Here is a 21,877-nt window from a genome sequence, read left to right as displayed (position 1 = left end):
CCTCCTCGTGCGCTTCGCTTCTCGTCGGGAGGGTCACCGAGGAGAAGCCGAAGGCGCACGACGAGGCACCGCTTGCGGAACGTTACGCTTCGGCCCACACTCTGACCAATTGGTCAAGGAGAGCGCCATGACGCTATTGGAAGCGGCAACCGCAGTGCGTGAGCGGGCCTATGCGCCCTATTCGCGGTTCAAGGTGGGCGCGGCCTTGCGGTCGACTTCAGGCGCGGTCCACGTCGGCTGCAATGTCGAGAATGTGGCCTACCCGGAAGGCACCTGCGCGGAGGCAGGGGCGATTGCTGCAATGATCGCCGCCGGAGACACGCGGATCGCCGAGGTCTGCGTGATCGCCGACAGCCCGGACCCGGTGCCGCCCTGCGGTGGGTGCCGCCAGAAGATCGCGGAGTTCGCGGGGCAGGAGGTGCGCGTCACGCTTTGCACGACGGACGGCAAGCAGAAGGTAATGACGGTGGCCGAGCTTCTGCCGGGGGTCTTCACGGCAGCGCATATGGAACGCACATGACCGACGCGCGGGCAGTCATCGCGAAAATCCGGGACGGGGGAAAACCCTCGGTCGAGGATCTGCGCTGGTTCGCGATAGGGCTGGCCTCAGGCGAAGTGACGGATGCCCAGGCGGGGGCCTTCGCTATGGCGGTGCTCCTGAAGGGCCTCTCCGAGGAGGGCCGCGTGGCCTTAACCCGGGGGATGCGCGACTCGGGCCGCGTGCTGGAGTGGGACTTGCCCGGACCGGTTGTGGACAAGCATTCGACCGGAGGAATCGGGGATTGCACCTCGCTGCTATTGGCCCCGGCGCTGGCGGTTTGCGGGGCCTATGTGCCGATGATCTCGGGCCGCGGACTGGGCCATACCGGTGGGACGCTCGACAAGCTGGAGGCGATCCCGGGGTTCCGGACGGGGCTGACGGAAGCGGCTTTGCGCAAGCAGATGGCGGATGTGAAATGCGCCATCGTCGCGGCATCGGCGGACCTCGCCCCGGCGGACCGGCGGCTGTATGCAATCCGCGACGTCTCGGCGACGGTGGAGTCGATTGACCTTATCACCGCGTCGATCCTGTCGAAGAAGCTGGCGGCGGGGCTTGAGGCGCTGGTGCTGGACGTCAAGTGCGGCAGTGGCGCGTTCATGAAGACCCCGGAGCAGGCGGAGGCCTTGGCGCGGTCGTTGGTCACCACGGCGCAAGGGGCGGGGTGCATGACCAGTGCGCTTATCACCGACATGTCGCAGCCTTTGGCCACGGCGGCGGGGAATGCGCTGGAGGTGATCGAGGTGATGGAGACGCTGACCGGCACCTCGGTCAACGCGGCGCTGTGGGATGTGACAGTGGCCTTGGGCGGCGAGGTGCTGGCTCTGGCGGGGCTGGCGTCCGACGCGCAGGACGGCGAGGGGCGGATCGCGCAGGCGCTGGAGTCGGGCGCGGCGGCGGAGTGTTTCGGGCGGATGGTCGTGGCGCAGGGGGGGCCTGCGGATTTCGTGGAGCGTTGGCCGGATCGGTTACCCTCGGCCCCCGTGATGATGGAAGTGCCCGCGCTGGAGGACGGATTCGTCGCGAAGATCGACGGCGAGGCGTTGGGGCTGGCGGTGGTGCATCTGGGCGGCGGCAGGTTGCGCGAGGGGGATCGGGTCAACCCCTCGGTCGGGCTGTCGGACCTGGCGGGGATCGGCGAGGAGACGGGTGAGGGCGTGCCCTTGGCGATGGTCCATGCCGTGACCGAGGACGCGGCTCGCGCGGCGGTGGCGGCGGTGCAGGCGGCCTACGGGATTGCGCCCGAACCGCCGGGGGAACCCGCGCTGATACAGAAGAGGATCAGCTGATGGCGCGCGCGTTTCTGGTGGTGATGGATTCGGTCGGCTGCGGCGGCGCGCCAGATGCGGCGGCCTTCGGGGACGAGGGCTCGAACACGCTGGGCCATATCGCGGCGGCTTGCGCCGAGGGGCGGGCGGAGGTGGGGCGGTCAGGTCCCCTGAAGATGCCGAACCTCGACCGGCTGGGGCTCGGGGCAGCGATCCGGTTGGCCTCGGGGGCGGCGACGCCGGGGCTATCGGCGGTCCCGGAGGGGTTGTGGGGGTCGGCGACGGAAGTGTCGCGCGGCAAGGATACGCCGTCGGGGCATTGGGAGTTGGCGGGGGTGCCGGTGCCCTGGGACTGGACCTATTTCCCCGACACGGTGCCCGCCTTTCCGGATGACATCGTGGCCGAGGTCTGTCGGCTGGCGGGGACGGAGGGGATACTCGGGAACTGTCACGCCTCGGGCGTGCCGATCATCGCGGAGCATTGCGAAGAGCACCTGCGGACGGGCTGGCCAATCTGCTACACCAGCGCCGACAGCGTGTTCCAGATCGCCTGCCATGAGGAAGCCTTCGGGCTGGAGCGTCTTCTGAAGCTGTGCAAGGACCTGGCGCCGATGCTGCATGCCCGGAAGGTCGGGCGGGTCATCGCGCGGCCCTTCACCGGGACACCGGGCGACTTCAAACGAACCTCGAACCGCAAGGATTTCGCGATCGAGCCACCGTCGCCGACCCTGCTGGACTGGGTGTCTGGCGCGGGGCGGGCGACGCACGGGATCGGCAAGATCGGTGACATCTTTTCAATGCGGGGGATCGACAAGCTGCACAAGGGCAAGTCGGACGCTGACCTTTTCGAACATCTCGTATGGCTGGCGGCGGAGGCGGAGGAGGGAAGCTTGACCTTCGCGAACTTCGTGGAATTCGACACCTTGTACGGTCACCCGCGCGACGTCGCAGGCTACGCCCGGGCGCTGGAATGGTTTGATGCGGGTTTGCCCCGGTTCTTCGCCCAGTTGCGGCCGGGAGACCTGGCGATCTTTACGGCGGACCATGGGAATGATCCGACCTTCAAGGGCACTGAGCACACGCGGGAGCGGGTGCCGGTGGTGGGCTGGGGAGTGGGCCCGCGTGAGGTCGGGTTGCGCGGGTTCGTTGACGTCGGGGCGTCTGTGGCGGCGCATTTGGGGGTGGGGTCGCAAGGGCCGGGGCGGAGTTTCCTGTGACCTCTGTCGGACCGGGGGCCAGCCCCCGGACCCCCGGGATATTTGTGGACATAGAATGAGGCTGCGATGAGCGGATTGCCGAAGGTCGAGTTGCATCTGCATCTGGAGGGGGCGGCGCCTCCGGCGTTTATTGCGGGGCTGGCGAAGGAGAAGCATCTGGACATATCCGGAGTGTTCGATGCGCGCGGTCAGTACAAGTACAAGGACTTCTGGGACTTTCTGAAGGTCTATGAAGCGGCGACCTCGGCGCTGCAGACGCCCGAGGACTATGCGCGGCTGACTTTGGCCGTTTTGGAAGAGTCGGCGAAGTCGGGGGTGGTCTATTCGGAGACCTTCCTGTCGCCAGACTTCTGCGGGGGTCGCGATGTCGGGGCCTGGCGGGAATACCTGCATGCGATGCAGGAGGCGGCGGATCAGGCGGAGCGGGAGATGGGGATCACTCTGCGCGGGATCATCACCTGCATCCGGCATTTCGGGCCGGAGAAGGCGCGGGAAACGGCAATCTGTGCGGCGGAGACGGCGGGGGACTGGATTGTCGGCTTCGGCATTGCCGGGGACGAGAAGATCGGCGCGCCCAAGGATTTCCGCTGGAGTTTCGACTGCGCGCGGGAGGCTGGTCTGCGGCTGACGGCCCATGCGGGGGAGTGGGGTGGTCCGACCTCGGTCAAGGATGCGGTGCGGGACCTGGAGGTGGAGCGGATCGGGCATGGGGTGCGGGCGATCGAGGACCTCGCGCTGGTCGATGAACTGGCGGAGAAGGGGATCGTGCTGGAATGCTGCCCGGGGTCGAACGTGACGCTGGGGATTTACAAGACGTTCCGCGACCATCCGATTGCAGAGCTGGACCGGCGGGGGTGCAAGGTCACCATCTCGACCGACGACCCACCCTTTTTCCACACCACGATGGCGCGGGAGTATGAGGAGCTGCACCGCGCCTTCGACTGGGACGATGGGCAATTCCGGCGGATCGCGCGCCAGTCGCTTGACGCGGCCTTTTGCGATGCCGATACCAAGGCGAGGATCGGAAAGCTGTTGGAGGCCTGAAATGCTGGATCACCTGACCGTCGTGTCGCACCCCCTGGTCCAGCACAAGCTGACCCTGATGCGCGAGAAGGACACCTCGACCGCGTCGTTCCGCAAGCTTCTGCGCGAGATCAGCCTCCTCCTCGCCTATGAGGTGACGCGGGAACTACCGATGACCACCAAGCGGATCGAGACGCCGCTGGAAGAGATGGATGCCCCGATGATCGAGGGCAAGAAGCTGGCGCTGGTTTCGATCCTGCGGGCGGGGAATGGGCTGCTGGATGGTATTCTGGAACTGGTCCCGGCGGCGCGGGTCGGGTTCGTGGGGCTTTACCGCGACCCGGAAACGCTGCAGCCGGTGCAGTACTACTGCAAGCTGCCCGAGCATATGGAGGACCGGATCGCCATCGTGGTCGACCCGATGCTGGCCACAGGGAACTCGTCCGCGGCGGCGGTCAGCCTGCTGAAGCAGGCGGGGGCGAAGCAGATCCGCTTCCTGTGCCTGTTGGCCGCGCCGGAAGGGATCGCCCGGATGAAGGAGGCGCATCCCGATGTGCCGATTGTCACGGCGGCGGTGGACAGCCACCTGAACGACCACGGCTACATCGTGCCGGGCCTTGGCGACGCCGGGGACCGGATGTTCGGGACCAAGTGATGCGCACTGCGGTAGCAGCGGGGCTGGTTCTGGTGCTTGCGACGCCGACGCTTGCGCGCGATCTGATCCAGCCGGCGGAACTGCCACCACCAGACTATGCGGGCCAGCAATACGTCGATTCCAGGGGCTGCATGTTCGTCCGCGCCGGCACGGCTGGAGAGGTGGTCTGGATCCCCCGCGTGACGCGCGAAGGCGTGCCGGTCTGCGGCAACCCGCCGTCCGGACAGCGGGTTCCGGTGGCCGAAGAGGGTGCGACGACCACCATCGCGCCCAAGGCGGCACCGTCCGCCGCCGATGCTTCGGCAAGCCCAACGGGTGCCGCGGACTCAGCGCCTGGGGGCTATTTCGTGGCCGTGGGCAGCTTTGGCGTCGCGGCGAATTCGGACCGGGCCGAGGCGAAGTTGCGGGCGCTCGGCTATGGCGTGGTCCGGGGACGGGTGCAGGGCGGCAGCACGACACTGACCACGGTTTTTGCCGGGCCTTTTGCCGATGCGGGCGCTGCGGCTGCGGCGCGGGCTGCCCTGCGAGACAACGGCTTTCCCGATGCGGTCGTGATGGGTGAGTAGAGCCCTAGCCGCCGCAGATGCCCTGCAGCGCGATCCAGGATTCATCGGGGATCAGCGGCGACGGGGCCAGACCCTTGTAGGGGTCGCCCGCCGCAAGACCGGCTGTGGCGGTGCCCTCTGGATCGATGGCCAGCGCATAGGGGGTCGCAGGGATCTGCGCGGCCTCGAAGGCGGCAAGCATCTGGGCGTCGGTCAGGGCCACGGGTGCGCTGCGCAACAGCGTCTCGCCATAGCCGTCGATTGCGCCTGCGGGCAGGTCGGCAGTGGTCAGAAGCTGCACTGTCGCCCGCAGGCCCGCATGTTCCAGCATCGGGATGATCGGGTCCTGTGCGCGCGAGCGCAGCCGTTCGACCAGCGCGGCGCCCGCGACGGCTTCGGGGCCGTTCGCCTGTTCGATCATCTTGCGCGGCAGGACGATCAGGTCGCCGGGCAGATGCAGGGGGCGCTCGACCCCTTCCGGCATGACGTAGAGGATCGGCGTGTCCAGCGGGCCGAACACCCGTTCCGACAGGCTGGCCAGCGCCTGCAGGCCCAGCTGGCTGTTGCAGTTGGAGCCGGTCACCCGCGCCAGATCGTCCAGCGCGCGCTGTCCAAGGTCGGCGCGCTGGGCCGGAGGCACGACGGACGCCGTGTGCCGCACCAGGACGCCAGGCAGCCAGAAGACCCCGACCGCCAGCACGGCCAGCGTCGCCCCGGCCAACAACACCCCGCGCAGCCGCCCGGGGCGCGCGGTGGCGGCCTTCACCGCATGATGCACGGCGCCTAAGGCCGCGATCATCTCGGGGTCGGTCAGTTCGAGGCTTTCGCTGGCATCCGTCCCCGGTGCAAAGACCGGCGGTTCCTGGCCCTTGTTGATGCGCTCGATCGCCGGCAGCGACCAATGGCTGATCGCGGTCCCGCTTTTCGGGTCGGACAGGACCAGAGTGGCGTCGCCGAAACGGACCAGGACCTCACGCCGCTGGTCCTGCGGCGTCTCGCGCCACAACCCGCCGCATTCCAGCCTTTGGTACTTCTTCAACGCCGTCATTGGCCGGAAGGTCTCTGCCTGTTTTCCTGTCAATCTATCCGTCCCGGCGGGCGCCGACAATGACCCGCCGGGGCAAAAGCGGACAAGCGACTGTGTCGGCTGTCAAACGGTCGCGTTCAGGCAGGATTTATGCGGCGCGGGCGGGCATCAGGGACAGGGAGAGGCGGGCAAAGATGAGCGACACACCAAACCGAACCCTGGCCGCCTTTGGCGCAGTGCTGGTCTATGCCTCTGTCATCGCCTTCACCGACAACTATGTCCGGGTCATCGCCCGGGATGGCGGACTTTGGCAGTTCCATGCCACGCGGACGCTGATGGCCTTTGCGATCCTGGGGTTGATTGCGGTGCCTCTGGGCCTGCGCCTGCGCCCAAAGCGGCCGTGGGCGGTGCTGGCGCGGTCGGCGATCCATGGCGCGGCGATGGTGATCTACTTCGGTGCGCTGGCCTTCCTGCCGGTGGCGCAGGTGGCGGCGGGCCTCTTCACCGCGCCGATCTTTGTCCTTCTGATCCAGCGGTTCCTTTATGGGCAGGCAATCCATGGGCTGCAGATTCTGGCCGTCTTCGTCGGATTTCTGGGTGTCGTCCTGGTCCTCGGCCCCGAGGCGATGTCGGGCGCGACCTTCGCCGCCCTCTTGCCGGTCATCTCGGGCGCGCTGTATGCGATGGGCAACATCGCCACCCGCGCCTGGTGCGAGGGCGAAACCGCCGAGACCATCGTGGCCGGGTTCTTCGGGATGCTGGGGGTGATTGGTCTGGTCGGGATGGCGGTCCTTTGGGCCTTCCCTCTGGAGGTCCCCGCAGGCGCCGAGGGCTTCCTGCAGCGCGGACCGGTCTGGCCGACGGGTGAGTTCCTGTGGTGGACCTTCGTGCAGGCGGCGGGCTCGCTGCTTGGGGTGGCGATGATCGTGAAGGCCTACCAGATCGCTGAAGCCTCGAAGGTGTCGGTCTTTGAATACGTCATCCTGCCCGCCTCGGCGGCCTGGGGGCTGATCCTGTGGGGCGAGCGGCTGACCTGGATTGCGATTGCGGGGATGGCTCTGATCGTGGTGGCGGGGGTGCTGATCTCGCGTCCCACGAAGGTTGGTGCGGGGGTTCAGTCGCCCACTGCCTCGCGCCAGTGACGGCGGCAGAGGCTGACGTAGGTCTCGTTCCCGCCGATCACCACCTGCTCGCCGTCCTTCAGCGCGCGGCCGTCCGGGCCCTTGCGGACGACCATGGTGGCCTTCTTGCCGCAATGGCAGATCGTGCGGACCTCGCGCATCTCGTCGGCCCAGGCGAGGAGCGCGGCCGAGCCCGGGAAGAGGTTGCCCTGGAAGTCGACGCGCAACCCGTAGCACATGACCGGCACGCCCAGGTCGTCGACGGCCCGGGCCAGCTGCCAGACCTGCGGTTTGGACAAAAACTGCGCCTCGTCGATGAACACGCAGGCGACGGGGCCCTTTTCGAACCGCGCCTTCAGCTTTTCGAACAAGTCCTCGTCCGGGCCGAAGGTGTCGGCATCCTCGCCGATGCCGATGCGGCTGGCGATCCGGCCCTGGCCGGCGCGGTTGTCGAACTGCGCGGTGATCAGATAGGTCTGCATGCCCCCCTCGCGGTAGTTGTGCGAGGCCTGCAGCAGCGAGGTCGATTTCCCCGCGTTCATCGTCGAGTAATGGAAGTAGAGCTTGGCCATGGTCCCGAAGCCCTAACCGATCACCGGGCGGTGCCGCAAGCCATTGGCCTGCGCGCACTGCCCGGCGAGGGAAACCGACTGGTTACGGGTGGGCTATGCGGGCCCGGTACTGGTGATTACTCGCAAGAACTGGTGCAACCGAACAACTGGCAAAGAACACGGGCCCGCCGCGTTTCATCGGCACCGCCGTCAGCCCGTTCCCGGCCTGATGCGACGGGCCCCACCCCAACCGGTGCTGGGGACACCGGCCACTCGCTACAGGTTCCGGAAGGCCCGGAACGTCTTTGTAAATGACAAAGAGTTCCGATCCGATTAATGGGAAAAAATCGCTGCGTTTCCCCTCGGGTGCCCCGGGGGCAGGAGTTTCCGATGTCGATTGCGTCTTACCTCAAGAAACACTCCGAGGCGCTGGTCAAGGATGTGGGAATCGAGGCCGCCTGCGAGATCACCGGCAAGTCGAAGGCAACGCTGGGCCGGTATTATTCCGACAGCGACGAACATGACGACCGCTTCATGCCGATCGATGTCGTTGCAGCACTGGAGGAGGCGAGCCGCTTTCCCCATGTGACCGCCGCGCTGGCCGACCTGCGGGGGATCACCATGTCCTATGACGGCGAAAAGCGGAACGCGACTTCGTCGGGGGTGAACCAGGACGTGGTGGCCCTGGCGCAAAGGTTCGGGATGCTGATGGCCGAGTACAATCAGGCGATCGGTGACGGCAAGATCAGCGTCAACGAGGCCAAGCGCCTGTTGCGCGAGACCTTGGCGATCCAGCAGGTCCTGCTGGAGATGAAGCTGAACCTTGAGGAGGAGGCGGGCTGAAGTTCAGCCCGGCCGACGCTTCTGCCCTTCGGGACGGCGGGGTGCAAAGCTGCCGCCCTGGGGTTTCGCTCCGCCCTGACGCGGCTTCTGCCCGCCCGGTTTCTGCCCTGCCGGCCGCTGGCCCGGCGCAGGCGGCTTTGACCCCGGTTTTTGTCCACCCTGCCGCTGCGGCCGTTGACCCCGGTTCTGGCCGGGTTTCGGCGCTGCGGCCACCACATCGGCGGCCCAAGGCGCGCCCCCCACTACCGGCAACGGCTTTTTCAGAAGCTTCTCAATCGCCTGCAGCTCGCCCATTTCCGCCGGAGCACAGAAACTGATCGACGACCCTTCGGCCCCCGCCCGCGCCGTCCGACCGATGCGGTGGACATAGTTTTCCGGCACGTTCGGCAGGTCGAAGTTGTAGACGTGGCGCACGGTCGGGATGTCGATCCCCCGCGCGGCGACGTCGGTTGCGACCAGGACATCCAGCTCTCCGCCCCGGAATTCGCTCAGGGTGCGGTCGCGCTGGTTCTGGCTTTTGTTGCCGTGGATCGAGCCCACCTTGAAGCCCCAGGCGGCGAGGAGTTTCGCAAGCTTCTCAGACCCGTGCTTGGTGCGGCCGAAGACCAGTGCCTGCTCGCCCGGGTGCTTCTTGAGGTATTCCTCCAGAAGCTTCGCCTTGTCGCCGTTCGGGATGTAGTGGACGCCCTGGGAAATCCGTTCCACCGGCTTGCCGGGGGGCGCCACCTGCACGCGCACGGGGTTGCGCAGGTAGGTGTCGGCAATCTCCTCGATGTCCTTGGGCATGGTCGCGCTGAAAAGAAGCGTCTGGCGCTTCAGCGGGATATGCTTGGCGATCTTCCGCAGGGAATGGATGAAGCCCATGTCCAGCATGTGGTCCGCCTCGTCCAGCACCAGATAGCCGCACTGGTCGAGTTTCACATCGCCACGCTCCAGCAGGTCGATCAGGCGGCCCGGCGTGGCGACAAGAACGTCGGTCCCGCGGGACAGGGCCTGCGCCTGCTTGAACAGCGACGCGCCCCCCACGACCATCGTGATCTTGACGGCGGTGCCCTTGGTGAAGACTTCGAAGTTGTCCTTGATCTGGCCGATCAGTTCCCGCGTCGGCGCAAGGATCAGCGCGCGAACGTTCTTTGGCCCCGGCGGATGGCCGATGTCCAAGAGGCGGTGAAGAAGCGGCAGCCCGAAAGCAGCGGTCTTGCCCGTGCCGGTCTGGGCAAGGCCCATCAGGTCGCGGCCTTCCATGATATGCGGAATGGCTTGCGCCTGGATCGGCGTGGGGGTCTTGAGCGTGGTCTTTTCCAGCGCTTTCAGGATTTTCGGCGACAGGCCGAGGTCGGCAAAAGTGGTCATGGGAATCCCATTCATTCAGAGGGCCTGCGACCCTCGTCCCGGGCGAATGCCCGTGACCGTGCCGCAAGCGGCGCCCCTGCGTGACGGTGGGAACCAGACTGTCCGGGCCGTTCGAAGCCTCACGCGGGCACGGGCAGCGGACTGGGGGGACATGGGCGCAATCGGGCCCCAAGTCAAGCCAAAGCGGTTGCAAAACCGGGCTGGACCTTGGTTCCGTGCAGGCGTATCAGTTGCGTTTACCCGCGTAGCCAGTCTTCCATCCCGTCCGGCTGTCGGGCCCATGCGCTGCCCGCGACGGTCGAAATCCTTTCTGATCAACAACTTGCCCGGATCACGCTCGTCATGCCCAAGTTTCATCGCATCGCCGCCTTCTGCGTCATGGTCGCCGCCGGGGCCTGGATCGCGACCGGAGAATTCTCGTCCGTCGGCAGTGCCCAGACGGCCGAGGGTAAGGAATCCCTCACCCCCGAGCCCGTCGCGGCCGAGAAGGGGCCGCTGGTCCGCACCGTATCCGCGGTTGAACCCAAGTTTGTCGACCATGCCCGCGCGATCCGCCTGTCGGGGATCACCGAGGCCGACAAGCGGGTGGAACTTGCCGCGCGGGCCGAGGGGGTGATCTCGTCCCTGAGCCTGACCAAGGGTGGCATGGTCGAGGCCGGGGCCGTGGTGATGGAACTGGAAGGCCCCGAGACGCTGGCCCAGGAAGAGATCGCGCGGATCGCGCTCGAGCAGAAAGAGCGCGACCTGGCTGTGGCGCAGAAGCTGTTCGAGGGTGGCAGCACGTCGGAATCGAACCTGACGAATGCCCGGTCGACCCGCGACGCGGCGCAGGCCGAGCTGAACCGCGCCCGTGCTGCCGCCGACCGGCTGCGGCTGAAGGCGCCCTTTGCCGGCGTCGTCGATAGCCTGTCGGTCGAGCTGGGCGAATGGGTCCAGACCGGAACTCCGGTCGCCACGATCCTGTCCTTGGACCCGATCCTAGTGAAGGCCGAGGTCAGCGAGGTGGACCTGGGCGCAGTGTCGGTTGGGTCTACCGCCAAGGTGCGCCTGGTGAACGGGACCGAGATGGACGGCACCGTCCGCCTGGTGGCCCGCGAAGCCAGTGCGCAGACCCGGACCTTCCCGGTCGAGATCGCCCTGCCGAACCCGCGGATGGCCCTGCCCTCGGGCATGACGGCCGAAGTGTCGCTGTTCGTAGCCTCGGTCCCCGCGGTAGTCGTGCCGCGGTCGATCATCACGCTGTCCGAGGATGGTGCGCTTGGCCTGCGCGTCGTCGGTGCCGACAATGTCGCGCAGTTTGCCGCGGTCCAGATAATTGACGACACACCTGAAGGCCTGGTCGTGACCGGCGTGCCGGAAGGCGTGCGGATCATCACCGCCGGGCAGGACCTGGTCCGCAACGGCGACACCGTCGAAGTCGTCCCCGAGGTCGGCCAATGAAGCTTGTCGAAACCGCCATCCGAAATGCCCGGCTGACGATCTCGGTCCTTCTGTTCCTGATGCTGGCCGGGACGATGGCCTATGTCTCGATCCCCAAGGAAGCCGAGCCGGACATCCAGATCCCGATCATCTATGTCAGCATGAGCTACACCGGCATCTCGCCCGAGGACAGCGAGCGGCTGCTCCTCCGCCCGATGGAAACCGCGCTGAAGTCGATCACCGGCATCAAGAAGATGACCTCGACCGCCTATCAGAACGGCGGCAACGTGGTGATCGAGTTCCAGGCCGGGGCCGACCTGAAGAAGGCGCTGGACGATGTCCGCAACCAGGTGGATTCCGCGCGGCCCGAACTGCCGGACGGGGCCGATGAGCCGACCGTCAACGAGATCAACCTGTCGGAATTCCCGATCCTGGTCATCACGCTGTCGGGTGACGTGCCGGAACGCGTGCTGGCCAAGGCCGGGCGTGAGCTGCGCGACCGGATCGAGGAACTGCCGCCGGTCTTGAACGCGGACCTGCAGGGGGTGCGCGATGATCTGGTCGAGGTGGTGATCGACCCCGGCAAGCTCGCGACCTATGGCCTGCGCCCCGACGTCCTGATCGGCGGGTTTGCCGCCGGAAACCAGCTGGTCGCCGCCGGATCGCTGGAAGGGGCCGAGGGTCGCTATGCGATCAAGGTGCCGTCGCTGCTGGAGACGATCGAGGACGTGGCGAACCTGCCCGTAGTGTCGACCGGCACCGCGACAGTCCGCGTCCGCGACATTGCCGCGATCCTGCCGACGCTCAAGGAACCCGAGACCATCACCCGCCTGAACGGCGCCCCGGCCATCGCCATCGAAGTGTCCAAGCGCAGCGGCGCGAACCTGATCGAGACGGTCGACGAGGTGAAGAAGGTCACCGAAGAGTTCAAGGCGCTTCTCCCCGAAGGGACCGAGGTCAGCTTCAGCCAGGACAAGTCCAAGGACATCCGGCAGCTGCTGTTCGACCTGCAGAATTCCGTCCTAACCGCCGTCATCCTGGTCTTCATCGTCATCCTTTACGCCCTGTCGGTCCGCGCCTCCTTGCTGATCGGCCTCGCGATCCCGGCGTCCTTCCTGATGGGGATGCTGGCCCTGTCGCTGTGGGGCTATACGGTCAACATCGTCGTCCTCTTCAGCCTGATCCTGGCCGTCGGCATGCTGGTCGACGATGCGATCATCGTGACCGAATACGCCGAACGCCGGATGTCCGAAGGCATGGACAAGCGCGAGGCCTTTGCGCTGGCGTCGCACAAGATGGCGGGACCGGTCATCGCCGCCACGACGACCCGGGTTGCGGCCTTTTCGCCGCTCTTGTTCTGGCCGGGGATTGTCGGCGAGTTCATGAAGTACATGCCGATCACCCTGATCGTGACGCTGTCGGCATCGCTGGTCTACGCGCTGATCTTTGTGCCGACGTTGGGCGCGCTGATCGCCAAGCCCTTCAAGCACCCGCCGCAGCACAAGGACGGGGCTTACATGTGGGTCGTGGGCAAGGCGGTGCGGCATCCCTGGCAGATGCTGGTCCTGGCCGTCGGCCTCTTGGTCGCGGTGCCCTATGCCTACACCCATTACGGCAAGGGGACCGAGTTCTTCCCGGACGTCGAACCGGAATTCGGCCTTCTCTACGTCAAGGCGCGCGGCAACCTCTCCATCGCCGAGAAGGACGCGCTTCTGGCCCAGGCCGAGGCTCGCATCCTGGGCTGGCCAGGGATCGAAACCGTCTATGCCCGCACCGGCGCCGGGGGTGGCGAAGGCAACGACACCGCTCCTGACGTGATCGGGGTGATCCAGTACGAATTCGTCGACTGGCGGGAACGGAAGAACGCGAACGCCATCCTCGCCGATCTGCGCGAGGCCATGATCGGCATTCCCGGCGTCGACATCGAGGTCTCGGTGCCCCAGGCGGGGCCACCCACCGGCAAGGCGATCCAGATCCAGCTGTCAGCAGACGACCCGACCTATCTCAACGAGGTCGCCCGTCAGGTGGCCGACCGGCTGGCGACCGTGCCGGACGTGATCGACATCTCGAACGGCCTGCCGCCCCCGGGCGTCGACTGGGAGCTGCAGGTCGACCGCGCCGCGGCCGCGCGCTATGGCATCGCGCCCTCGACCGTGGGGGCGATGGTGCAACTGGTGACCGGGGGCCTCAAGCTTTCGGACTACCGCCCGGCGGGGGCCGACGATGCGGTGGATATCGTCCTGCGCCTGCCCGCCGACCAGCGGACGATCTCGGCGCTGGACCAGTTGCGCATCCAGACGGCGGAAGGTTCGGTCCCGATCTCGAACTTCGTGACCCGCAAGGCCGCGCCGACGACCGGCACGCTGACCCGGCTGGACGGCGCGCGGACGGTGACAGTGCAGGCGGGCATCCGCGAAGGCGTCCAGGCCGATGCCGTGCGGGCCAAGGTGACCGAGGCGCTGGATGCGGCGGGGCTCGATCAGTTCGGCATCCGCTGGAAACTGGCGGGCGAGGACGAGGAACAGGCCGAGGCGATGGCCTTCCTGGCCCAGGCCTTCGTCGCGGCGATCTTCCTGATCTTCGCGGTGCTGCTGGCGCAGTTCAACAGCTTCGTCTCGGTCGGGCTGGTGCTGTCGGCGGTCGTCATGTCGACGATCGGCGTCTTCCTGGGCCTGATGATCATGGGCCAGCCCTTCAGCGTGGTGATGACCGGCATCGGGGTCATCGCGCTGGCCGGGGTGGTGGTGAACAACAACATCGTGCTGATCGACACCTATGACACGCTGCGGCGCGAGGGGCAGCCGAAGATCGAGGCGATCCTGCAGACCTGCCGTGAACGTGCGCGTCCTGTGGTGCTGACGGCGCTGACCGCGATCCTGGGCGTCCTGCCCATCGCCTTCGGCCTGAACCTCGAGCTTCTGAACCACGAGGTCACCATCGGCGCGCCCTCGACCCAGTGGTGGATCGCGCTGTCCTCGGCCATCGTTTACGGCCTGGCCTTCGCCACGGTGCTGACGCTGGTCATCATCCCGTCGATGCTGATGCTGGTCACGCGGGCCGACAACCCGAAGCCCTGGTTCTGGCAGCGGCAGAAACGGCGCGAGTGGTACGCTCGGTTCCGCCCGGAAAAGGTGCGGGGGCGGGCACAGCCGGCCGAATAGGTCAGTACATCGAGGCGCGGTAGTCCGCTTCCAGCCCCTCGTCGATCTTCTGCATCGCAACCGGGTCCTGAGGGGCGCCGGTGGTCTGGTCGAGAATCATCTTCAGAAGGCTCGGCATCTCCTTGCGGTCCTGCCGGGCCTCGGGGTCCCACATGCGGGACCGCCGGAAGGCCTTGGCGCAGTGCAGGAAGACCTCCGAGACCGTTACGATGATGGCCAGCGTCGGGGTGCGGTCATTCACCTCCATTCGGCGCAGAAGGTCGGGGTCGGTCGACAGCCGCGCCGTGCCGTTCACCCGTAGCGTATCGTCAAAGCCCGGAACCATGAACAGAAGGCCCACATTCGGGTTGGCCAGGATGTTCGACAGCGTGTCCAGCCGGTTGTTGCCCGGCCGGTCCGGGATCGCCAGCGTCCGGTCGTCCAGCACCTGCACGAAGCCCGCCGGGTCGCCGCGCGGGCTGACATCGGCGCGGCCCTCGCGATTCTGCGTGCCGATGGTCAGGAAGGGTGAGCGGCGGATGAACTCCCGCGCATGGGGATCAAGGACGCCCAGCGACTTCTGCGCGGCAAGGGCATGGGTCGGCGGGTAAAGGCTGCGCAAGGCGGCCTCATCTACGACGATATGTTCAGGCTGGCTGGTCCAGGACGCCATGGCGGCTCTCTCCGTTCGCAAACGCGAACAGTGATAGCGGCCCGTCCGGCAGGGGTCCAGAAATGAAAAGGGGCGGTCAGAACCGCCCCGCTTTCAGTCTCTTGTTGGTGGAGCCAGGGAGGATCGAACTCCCGACCTCTTGAATGCCATTCGTCCGGTCTCGGTATTGCTTCGTCCCATGTGATCCAATAAGTAACTGCAAAACAATAGTTTGCAACAAAATTCAAGTTGTCAAATATCCACTTGATCCCATATGATCGGCCTCAGTTGTTGCAAAATTTGTTGCAAAGGAGCCCGATCATGCCGTCCGTTGACCTCTCGAAACGCCCGTCCATCGCGAAGATCAAACACCCGGAGACGGGCACCGTCTTCTACTCCCACGACGGCACCGGCTACAAAGGCCTGCGCTTGTCTGTCGGCAAGACGACGAAGACATGGGTCTTGTCCAAACGCATCGGGTCGTCTGTGAAGTCTGTCACCCTTGGTTCGTTCCCGGCCATCGCGACGGGCGATCAGGCATTGGTCCTCGCCAACGCCAAGCTCGAAGAACTCGACCACGGGCGGGACGCGAAAGCATCAGGTATCAAAACCTTAGGCGATGCCTTCGACTCACACATCAAGAACAGCACGGCCAAGCAGGCGACGCTCGACACCTACAAAATCGAAATCGACACCTACCTGACCGACCTGTTCAAGAAGCCCGTCGAGAAGGTGACGTTGCCGATGATGGAGGAGGTTGTCCGCAACATTGAAAAGGCGGGCAAGGTTTCGACGGCGGAACACGTCTGCGCCCTCATCCGCATGGCATCGCGCCGGGCGTCAATTCTTCGCGGTCTGCCCTACGTTGCGGCAGAGCTGAAGGTCAAACAGAAGCCAAAGAAGAAGCCCGGCATCCTGTTCGACGTAAACCAGCCGTGGCCCTGCATCGACCTCATCCGGGCGATCAGCAGCCCGACGAGGCGGGTTGCGTGGATTGTCATGCTGTTCACCGGCATCCGGTCTGGCGATGTCTGCGAACTGCGCTGGTCCCACGTTGACCTCGTCAAAGGCACCATCAAGATCGACGATTTAAAGAACCATCAGGAACGTGTTTTCCCCATCGCGAAGGTGGTCGTCGCTGCGCTTGAGACGCTGCCCAAGCACGACGGATGGGTGTTCCCTGCTGAGTCAAAATCCGGCCATGCCGAAGACCTCGGACACCTCGGCATCACCGAAACGGTCGATGGTAAGAGGCGGCAGAAGAAGCTGCTACGCCAACACGACACCCGCCGCCTGTTCACGACTGCCGCCCGCATGGAGTTGCTGCCGTCCTACATCATCGACCAACTGCGCGGGGACACGGAGAAGTCGGTCCAGGATGTCTATGACCAAGGATCCGCATCCCACCATCACGCCAACCAGATTGCCGACCGCATTTTCAAACAGTGCGGAGTTCCACCTGAAACGCTGCTTGATCCCATTTGATGTGGCACCTATGTTCGACCTGCTTGAGGGGCTGCTCTGGGTCGTGGACCGTAACCAGCCGCTGAACAATCTCAGGTGGGTGATCCCCTAGCCGCGCGGCGTTCGGAATGCGGGCTAGGTCAAGGGCGCGAACCGAACGCATATCAACGGAGCGCACCGTCTCTATCGAACTTTGATAGGGGGATTCCGTTGATGGACCTCGCAGAAGAAGTGCGCTCGTTGCGCGATACCGTTGGCCAGATGGCCGACCAGCTGACCCGTATCGGTGTTGGCCCCAAACTCATGAAAACCCCGGAAGCCGCAGAATTCCTCGGCGTGTCACCGGAAGTCATGTTCGAGTGGCGGCAGAAAGGCGAAGGCCCGCCGTTCCTGCACATCACGGCGCGGACGCTGCGCTATGACCGGGATGACCTCATCGAATGGGCGCGTTCCCATCGGGTAACAAAGTGAAGGGGCGAGATTGGTTCTCGCCCCATTCGGTGTCGCCAAGCGCAGAGTGAATAACCGACTTATAGCGGTTTCCAAAGCAGCATCGAACCGGAGTTTGAGGACCAATCTCACGGAAAGTGAGATATGGAAATGGACGGACTGAAACAGATCGCTGCCCTCGCTGGCCCGGGCTACTCGGAGTTGCACAGGAAGGACGGCAAGAAGGCGTACTATCCGAAGGACGGCGACATCACAGACGACGTTATCCGCGCGCACCTCGACGGCAGGCAACCCATTGGGATCAACATGAACGTCGGGGACGAAAAGTCCCACTTCGCCGTGTTCGACCTTGATGACCACGGCGGATCGCACGATGCCTCTGTGATGCGGAAGCGGGTCGGCTACATCGCCGCCGCACTCCACGAAATGGCCGTCCCTTACTTTGTCGTCAGGTCAGGCGGCGGGCGCGGCTACCATGTCTGGGTCGCGTTCGAGAACCCCGCCCGCATGGACAGCATTCGCGCGAGGATGAACGGTGTCCTCGAAACAGCCAACCGCATCCTCGGCCAGTCACCTTGGGCACATGAAAGGTTTGTGCCCGACGACGGGCAGGGCAAGGGGATGTTTCACGCTACGGACAGGGTGTGGAAGAAGCACCCAAAGCGTGACCTCTACGCTGTCGAACACCACGTCGAGTTGCTGCCGAAGGGTGGCAAGCGGCCCGTGGTCGCACTGCCCCTTGCGATGGAAAGCATCGTCCTGACACCTACCGAGATCGACGAGTCAGGGGCAATGCAGTTCAACGAAGGAGGCGAGCTTATCCTTCGGTTGGCGCGTGCCCAGAAGCCCGGTCCCAAGAGCGGCCAGCGCACGAAGGCGGTCGATGAAGCGGCGGCGCTGCAAGCCTTCATGAAGGCGCGCCCCGGTGGCGGTTACAAGGCGTGGAGCGATGCGGGTTTCAACATCTTCGGCGCCTTCGGCGAAAGTGGCCGCGATCACTGGCTGACCTACTCGAAGGAAACTGACGGCTTCGACTCCGAACGGAATGTCCTCGAGAAGTGGGCGGACATTACGAAAGCGGGGAAATGTGGAAAGGAGCCTTTCTGGGCGTATGCGCGGGCAGGGGGATATACCGGCGGGTTGCCTGACGACGTGCAGCTTGACCGTAAGGGCGACCAGACGAAGATCATCCTTGATGACGTAGTCGGATCACTGAAACTGTTCCGCGACCCTGACGGCACGGCATATGCGCGAGTTGGCCCTCGGCGTGTCCTGCGGATCGACTCGATCGAGTTCGGCGACTGGCTGCGGCGTGCGGCATATGCAAGCGGCGTAACCCCAAGTCAGGAACAGATCGGCCTTGTTGTCGGCATAGCACGGGCGCACGCCCATGAGACGGTTGAAGATGTCCATCTACGGGTCGCAAAGGTCGGACCCCACATCTACGTCGATCTCTGCGATGCTGAGGATCGAGTCTTGGTCATCTCGGCCGAGGGGATCGACCTGATCGACGGCGACCGCGAATGCCCCATTGTGTTCCGCCGGTCAAGGCAGCTTCCCCTTCGCCATGCCGAAGGCACCTTGGAAGACATCCGGTCGATGGTGAACATGGACGACGATCAGTTCGCTATCTTCATGGCCTGCGCCGTGAAGATGTTCTTCCCCGACACCCCGTCGCCCATCGTCAACCTGATCGGGGAGTACGGAGCAGCCAAGACATCGACAACACGGGTGATGCGGTCAATGATCGACCCCGTCACGGCAATGGTCGCCCCGGGCGGCGAGAAGCCGGACGATGTGCTGATCCGCGCATGGCACAACTACGTCCTGACCCTCGAAAACATGTCCGACCTGACTAAGCTGTCGGACACACTCTGCGGGATCACGACGGGGATGGGGTTTGAGGTGCGGCAGTTGTTCACCAATGGTGACCTGTTTTCGATCTGGGTGCGCCGCCCTGTGATCGTCAACGGCATCGACCCGTCAAAGTATGCGGCGGACCTGATCTCGCGGATGGTCGAAATCGAACTGGTGAAGCCGGAACGTCGGATGCTTGAATCTGAGTTCGAACAGCGTCTTGCGGACTCCGCACCCCGGATGTTCGGGGCGGTCGTCGGCCTTGTCGTGAAGGTGTTGAAGGTCTTGCCGCAGATCGACCCGCATGAGTTTGCGGACAATGTGCGGCTGGCCGAGTTCGGGGCGATTGGCGAGGCGACAGCGCGCGTGCTTGGGAAGGAACCTGGCTGGTTCATCGAAGTGATGGTCGAGGCGCAGGCAATCGCGCAGGACGAAGCGGCGGACGACTCGGTCACCATGCAGGCGCTGGAGGCAATGCAGGAGCCTGTCGCGCGGCACGGGAGGTTCCTCGGTACGCCGCAGGAGTTGTTGGAGATCATGCGTCAGGCGGCAGAGGCACGGGGGATGAACCTTTCGCGGTTGCCTCTGACGGCTGCGACCCTTAGCCGGGAGTTGAACCAGCTCAAGCCTGCTCTGCACAAGCGAGGATGGCAGATCGACAAGAAGTCTCGGAAATGGCTTCTGGTGCCCCCGCAGGACGCAACGGCGGAGGAAATCGAACGGATGTCGTCAAAACCCTAGCAGCGAAGCATCAGTCAACGCCATCGGCCCACGCTTCGATGCGGTCTCGGGGAATTTGGCAGTCCCCGAGCCGTCCACCGCATTTGAGCAGCGTTCCTCCACCAAGCACCGCAGTGTCCTCCCGCGTCACGGGCGAAATCGGGTGATCGCACCAAGGTATTTCTACGCGCGTCGGGGGCCGACGTTGCCTGTCGCCAGTCATCGCTCTGCTTTCAAAGTTCTTAACATCGACTTTGTAGAAGGTGCATTCGGCCATTGGTCGGGTGTCCTTGGGCATGGGTCGTGCAGGCATGACAGGAATATCAGGGTGCTGTAGGCATGGCGAAACATTAGTTGGTTGGTTGGTGAATGTTGACCGACCAACCAACTAACTTTTCCTACTAAGATGAACTGCGTGTCATCCCTGTCATGCCTGCATAGACTGAATGAACGTCGATCTACATTCTAAATGGATAGCCCCTGAACTCGTCGACTTCATCCAGCGCTGCGCGGACAGTGGCGCGGTTGAGGTTATCACGGTCGATCATGTGTGAGATGTACTTCTGCATCAATTCGATCCTGCCAGCTATGCTGGCTTCGCGCCAACTTAAGTCACAAGCGCCTACGGACAGTGGATGCTCCTTAAGGCTAGGGTGTTCGGGTATTGTTGTGACTGCAACCGTACCGGCCAGAGGATTCTTGTCAAACGGCTCACGGTCGGGGGTCCAAACAAACATCGCATCTTCGGCTTTCAATCGTTCCTCCTCGAAAATGTTGTCCGACACCGAAGCTACACTGAGCCTTCCGGCTATCCAAGGGTGATCTCCGATCCCGCTCTCCACCTTCCAGTTGCGCGCCCTACTTTAAGACTTGCTTCTGCTCTGACCTCTTGATGCCGATGCAACTTGGCTGGGTTGCTAACCGGTTCTTTGCCAAGAGGATTCGCGTAGGTGCTGTTGCAAAGCGCGTTTCGTCTGCAACATCGTGGAGATGGCGGTTTATCAGGTCACCCTTTCCAGCGGGCTTAGTGGCAGAAAAGGTCAGACACTGCGGGCAAGTTCCGTCGTGGATGCTGCGTGACCGTCTTGACTTTTGGGCTCTGCTTCACAATCTAGAGGCCACGACCGGCAGAGCAGAGGTGCATAACCTTGCCAGCTCGTCTGAGCGCCGGTCGTCACCACCTGTACCATTGAGCTTCACTCGGCCAGATTCTTTGGCGAGCGCAGGTCTGGACGCCAGACGCAGTGATAACGTCGGCAATGCCTTTTCTCCAGCCTGCTGAGTTGTCCTGAAGCATGAACTGCATGCAGTACAAGAACACATCTGCCAGCTGGATCATCCTACTATGGTGGGAGCGCGCGAAGTGAACCGTGTCGATGATGTTCTCGATCTCGCGGCCTCTGTGCCAGTGTGTTCCACCTGCGCGATAACGGGATAAAGACGCGACAGATGTGCCGATGTTCGGTTCGTCATAATCGCCAAACAGCATTCCTAGCGTCCCTAGGCTCTTGAACAGCCCGTCTGCTTGTTCGATCAAGTACATGAAGGCGATTTCGTCGGCGGGTGTAGACGAATGCGTGATGTTTGCGGGAATTATCCGAACATAGACTCGATGGACCTCATCGCCGCCGATGATTGCAAGTAATCGGTTCAGCACGTCTAGCCGCTCTTCAAACGGTCTTCCCTTGAAATTGCCGCGGCCCCCGCAAATTTCCTTGCCGTGAAACTCAGTTTCCTTTGACAGCAGTTTCGACCCGAATGCCAACTGCGAAACTTCGTTCACTTTTGCTTCAATAGTGGGCACTGCCAATGAGGAGACACAGATCCCGCCTAGCCAAAAACTTGCTTGGGTCGGCGGATCATATTTTACTTCATCGTAGTACAGTAGATGCATTTGTGTGGTTCGTTCCTTGGCCGTTGCTCTGGGGCTGATGCTCTGTGGAGCATCCCGCGCACCTTATTCTCTTCCTGATCTACCTTAATCACAAGGCCAGCACGTCTAGGGCGATGTTAAATTGTGGCGTTAGGCCAGAT

At 64.1% G+C, this 21,877-nt stretch carries 19 protein-coding genes; 13 read left to right on the top strand and 6 right to left on the bottom strand.

Annotation, left to right across the window (positions count from 1 at the left end):
- The first annotated feature begins 109 nt into the window (after window positions 1-109).
- The 6 genes from AC2EAL_RS16565 (at window position 110) to AC2EAL_RS16540 (ending at window position 5,267) form a co-directional block, all read left to right on the top strand.
- On the top strand, window positions 110-520 hold the full coding sequence (locus AC2EAL_RS16565) for a cytidine deaminase (RefSeq protein ID WP_484725331.1): 411 nt from the start codon (window positions 110-112) through the stop codon (window positions 518-520).
- A complete protein-coding gene (locus AC2EAL_RS16560) occupies window positions 517-1,827 on the top strand; it encodes a thymidine phosphorylase (RefSeq protein ID WP_484725330.1) in 1,311 nt (436 codons plus the stop codon). The genes AC2EAL_RS16565 and AC2EAL_RS16560 overlap by 4 nt, the downstream gene beginning before the upstream one ends.
- Window positions 1,827-3,023 carry a phosphopentomutase gene (locus AC2EAL_RS16555; protein ID WP_484725329.1) on the top strand — a complete coding sequence of 399 codons (1,197 nt, stop codon included), beginning with the start codon at window positions 1,827-1,829 and terminating at the stop codon, window positions 3,021-3,023. The genes AC2EAL_RS16560 and AC2EAL_RS16555 overlap by 1 nt, the downstream gene beginning before the upstream one ends.
- A gap of 66 nt (window positions 3,024-3,089) precedes the next feature.
- Window positions 3,090-4,067 (top strand): adenosine deaminase, encoded by a 978-nt coding sequence (locus tag AC2EAL_RS16550; protein WP_484725328.1) that lies wholly within the window; start codon window positions 3,090-3,092, stop codon window positions 4,065-4,067.
- Window position 4,068: 1 nt separating this feature from the next.
- The gene (gene upp / locus AC2EAL_RS16545; protein WP_484725327.1) at window positions 4,069-4,701 is read left to right on the top strand and encodes a uracil phosphoribosyltransferase; all 633 of its coding nucleotides are present in this window, start codon (window positions 4,069-4,071) and stop codon (window positions 4,699-4,701) included.
- Window positions 4,701-5,267, top strand: coding sequence for an SPOR domain-containing protein (locus AC2EAL_RS16540; protein WP_484725326.1), 567 nt, complete (start codon window positions 4,701-4,703; stop codon window positions 5,265-5,267). The genes upp and AC2EAL_RS16540 overlap by 1 nt, the downstream gene beginning before the upstream one ends.
- Before the next feature lie 4 nt (window positions 5,268-5,271).
- Here the strand turns inward: AC2EAL_RS16540 and AC2EAL_RS16535 are convergent, their stop codons facing one another.
- Window positions 5,272-6,294: a hypothetical protein gene (locus AC2EAL_RS16535; RefSeq protein WP_484725325.1), complete on the bottom strand. Its 1,023-nt coding sequence runs from the start codon at window positions 6,292-6,294 to the stop codon at window positions 5,272-5,274.
- Between the two features lie 173 nt (window positions 6,295-6,467).
- Between AC2EAL_RS16535 and AC2EAL_RS16530 the strand changes: the two genes are divergently transcribed.
- Entirely contained in the window at window positions 6,468-7,415 is a 948-nt protein-coding gene (locus tag AC2EAL_RS16530; RefSeq protein WP_484725324.1) for a DMT family transporter, read from the top strand.
- Here the strand turns inward: AC2EAL_RS16530 and AC2EAL_RS16525 are convergent.
- Window positions 7,388-7,966, bottom strand: a complete 579-nt coding sequence (locus tag AC2EAL_RS16525; protein WP_484725323.1) for a thymidine kinase — start codon at window positions 7,964-7,966, stop codon at window positions 7,388-7,390. The two genes, AC2EAL_RS16530 and AC2EAL_RS16525, sit on opposite strands and share 28 nt — an antisense overlap.
- Window positions 7,967-8,335: 369 nt before the next feature.
- On the opposite strand from AC2EAL_RS16525, the gene AC2EAL_RS16520 reads away from it, so the two are divergent.
- A complete protein-coding gene (locus AC2EAL_RS16520; protein ID WP_484725322.1) occupies window positions 8,336-8,788 on the top strand; it encodes a hypothetical protein in 453 nt (150 codons plus the stop codon).
- Window positions 8,789-8,791: 3 nt separating this feature from the next.
- On the opposite strand, the gene AC2EAL_RS16515 is transcribed toward AC2EAL_RS16520, so the two are convergent.
- A complete protein-coding gene (locus AC2EAL_RS16515; protein WP_484725321.1) occupies window positions 8,792-10,141 on the bottom strand; it encodes a DEAD/DEAH box helicase in 1,350 nt (449 codons plus the stop codon).
- A gap of 342 nt (window positions 10,142-10,483) precedes the next feature.
- On the opposite strand from AC2EAL_RS16515, the gene AC2EAL_RS16510 reads away from it, so the two are divergent.
- Window positions 10,484-11,581, top strand: a complete 1,098-nt coding sequence (locus tag AC2EAL_RS16510) for an efflux RND transporter periplasmic adaptor subunit (protein ID WP_484725320.1) — start codon at window positions 10,484-10,486, stop codon at window positions 11,579-11,581.
- Window positions 11,578-14,721, top strand: coding sequence for an efflux RND transporter permease subunit (locus tag AC2EAL_RS16505; protein ID WP_484725319.1), 3,144 nt, complete (start codon window positions 11,578-11,580; stop codon window positions 14,719-14,721). Before AC2EAL_RS16510 ends, AC2EAL_RS16505 begins: the two co-directional genes overlap by 4 nt.
- A 1-nt stretch (window position 14,722) precedes the next feature.
- Here the strand turns inward: AC2EAL_RS16505 and AC2EAL_RS16500 are convergent, their stop codons facing one another.
- Entirely contained in the window at window positions 14,723-15,373 is a 651-nt protein-coding gene (locus AC2EAL_RS16500) for a pyridoxamine 5'-phosphate oxidase family protein (protein WP_484725318.1), read from the bottom strand.
- 300 nt (window positions 15,374-15,673) lie between these two features.
- Here AC2EAL_RS16500 and AC2EAL_RS16495 point away from each other — a divergent pair, with 300 nt between their 5' ends.
- The 3 genes from AC2EAL_RS16495 to AC2EAL_RS16485 all read left to right on the top strand — a co-directional run bounded on the left by AC2EAL_RS16495 (window position 15,674) and on the right by AC2EAL_RS16485 (window position 19,864).
- Window positions 15,674-16,837 (top strand): tyrosine-type recombinase/integrase, encoded by a 1,164-nt coding sequence (locus AC2EAL_RS16495; RefSeq protein WP_484725317.1) that lies wholly within the window; start codon window positions 15,674-15,676, stop codon window positions 16,835-16,837.
- 192 nt (window positions 16,838-17,029) lie between these two features.
- The gene (locus AC2EAL_RS16490; RefSeq protein WP_484725316.1) at window positions 17,030-17,287 is read left to right on the top strand and encodes a helix-turn-helix transcriptional regulator; all 258 of its coding nucleotides are present in this window, start codon (window positions 17,030-17,032) and stop codon (window positions 17,285-17,287) included.
- Window positions 17,288-17,416: 129 nt separating this feature from the next.
- Window positions 17,417-19,864 carry a TOTE conflict system archaeo-eukaryotic primase domain-containing protein gene (locus AC2EAL_RS16485; RefSeq protein ID WP_484725315.1) on the top strand — a complete coding sequence of 816 codons (2,448 nt, stop codon included), beginning with the start codon at window positions 17,417-17,419 and terminating at the stop codon, window positions 19,862-19,864.
- Window positions 19,865-20,301: 437 nt separating this feature from the next.
- On the opposite strand, the gene AC2EAL_RS16480 is transcribed toward AC2EAL_RS16485, so the two are convergent.
- Together AC2EAL_RS16480 and AC2EAL_RS16475 are read right to left on the bottom strand one after the other, a co-directional pair.
- Window positions 20,302-20,598, bottom strand: coding sequence for a hypothetical protein (locus AC2EAL_RS16480; RefSeq protein WP_484725314.1), 297 nt, complete (start codon window positions 20,596-20,598; stop codon window positions 20,302-20,304).
- A gap of 419 nt (window positions 20,599-21,017) precedes the next feature.
- The gene (locus AC2EAL_RS16475; RefSeq protein ID WP_484725313.1) at window positions 21,018-21,737 is read right to left on the bottom strand and encodes a DUF3800 domain-containing protein; all 720 of its coding nucleotides are present in this window, start codon (window positions 21,735-21,737) and stop codon (window positions 21,018-21,020) included.
- Window positions 21,738-21,877 lie beyond the last annotated feature (140 nt).

The sequence above is a fragment of the Tabrizicola sp. T74 genome, assembly GCF_057219935.1.
Note: the sequence above shows the minus strand (reverse complement) of the source record. Positions and strands in the feature narration are given on the sequence as shown.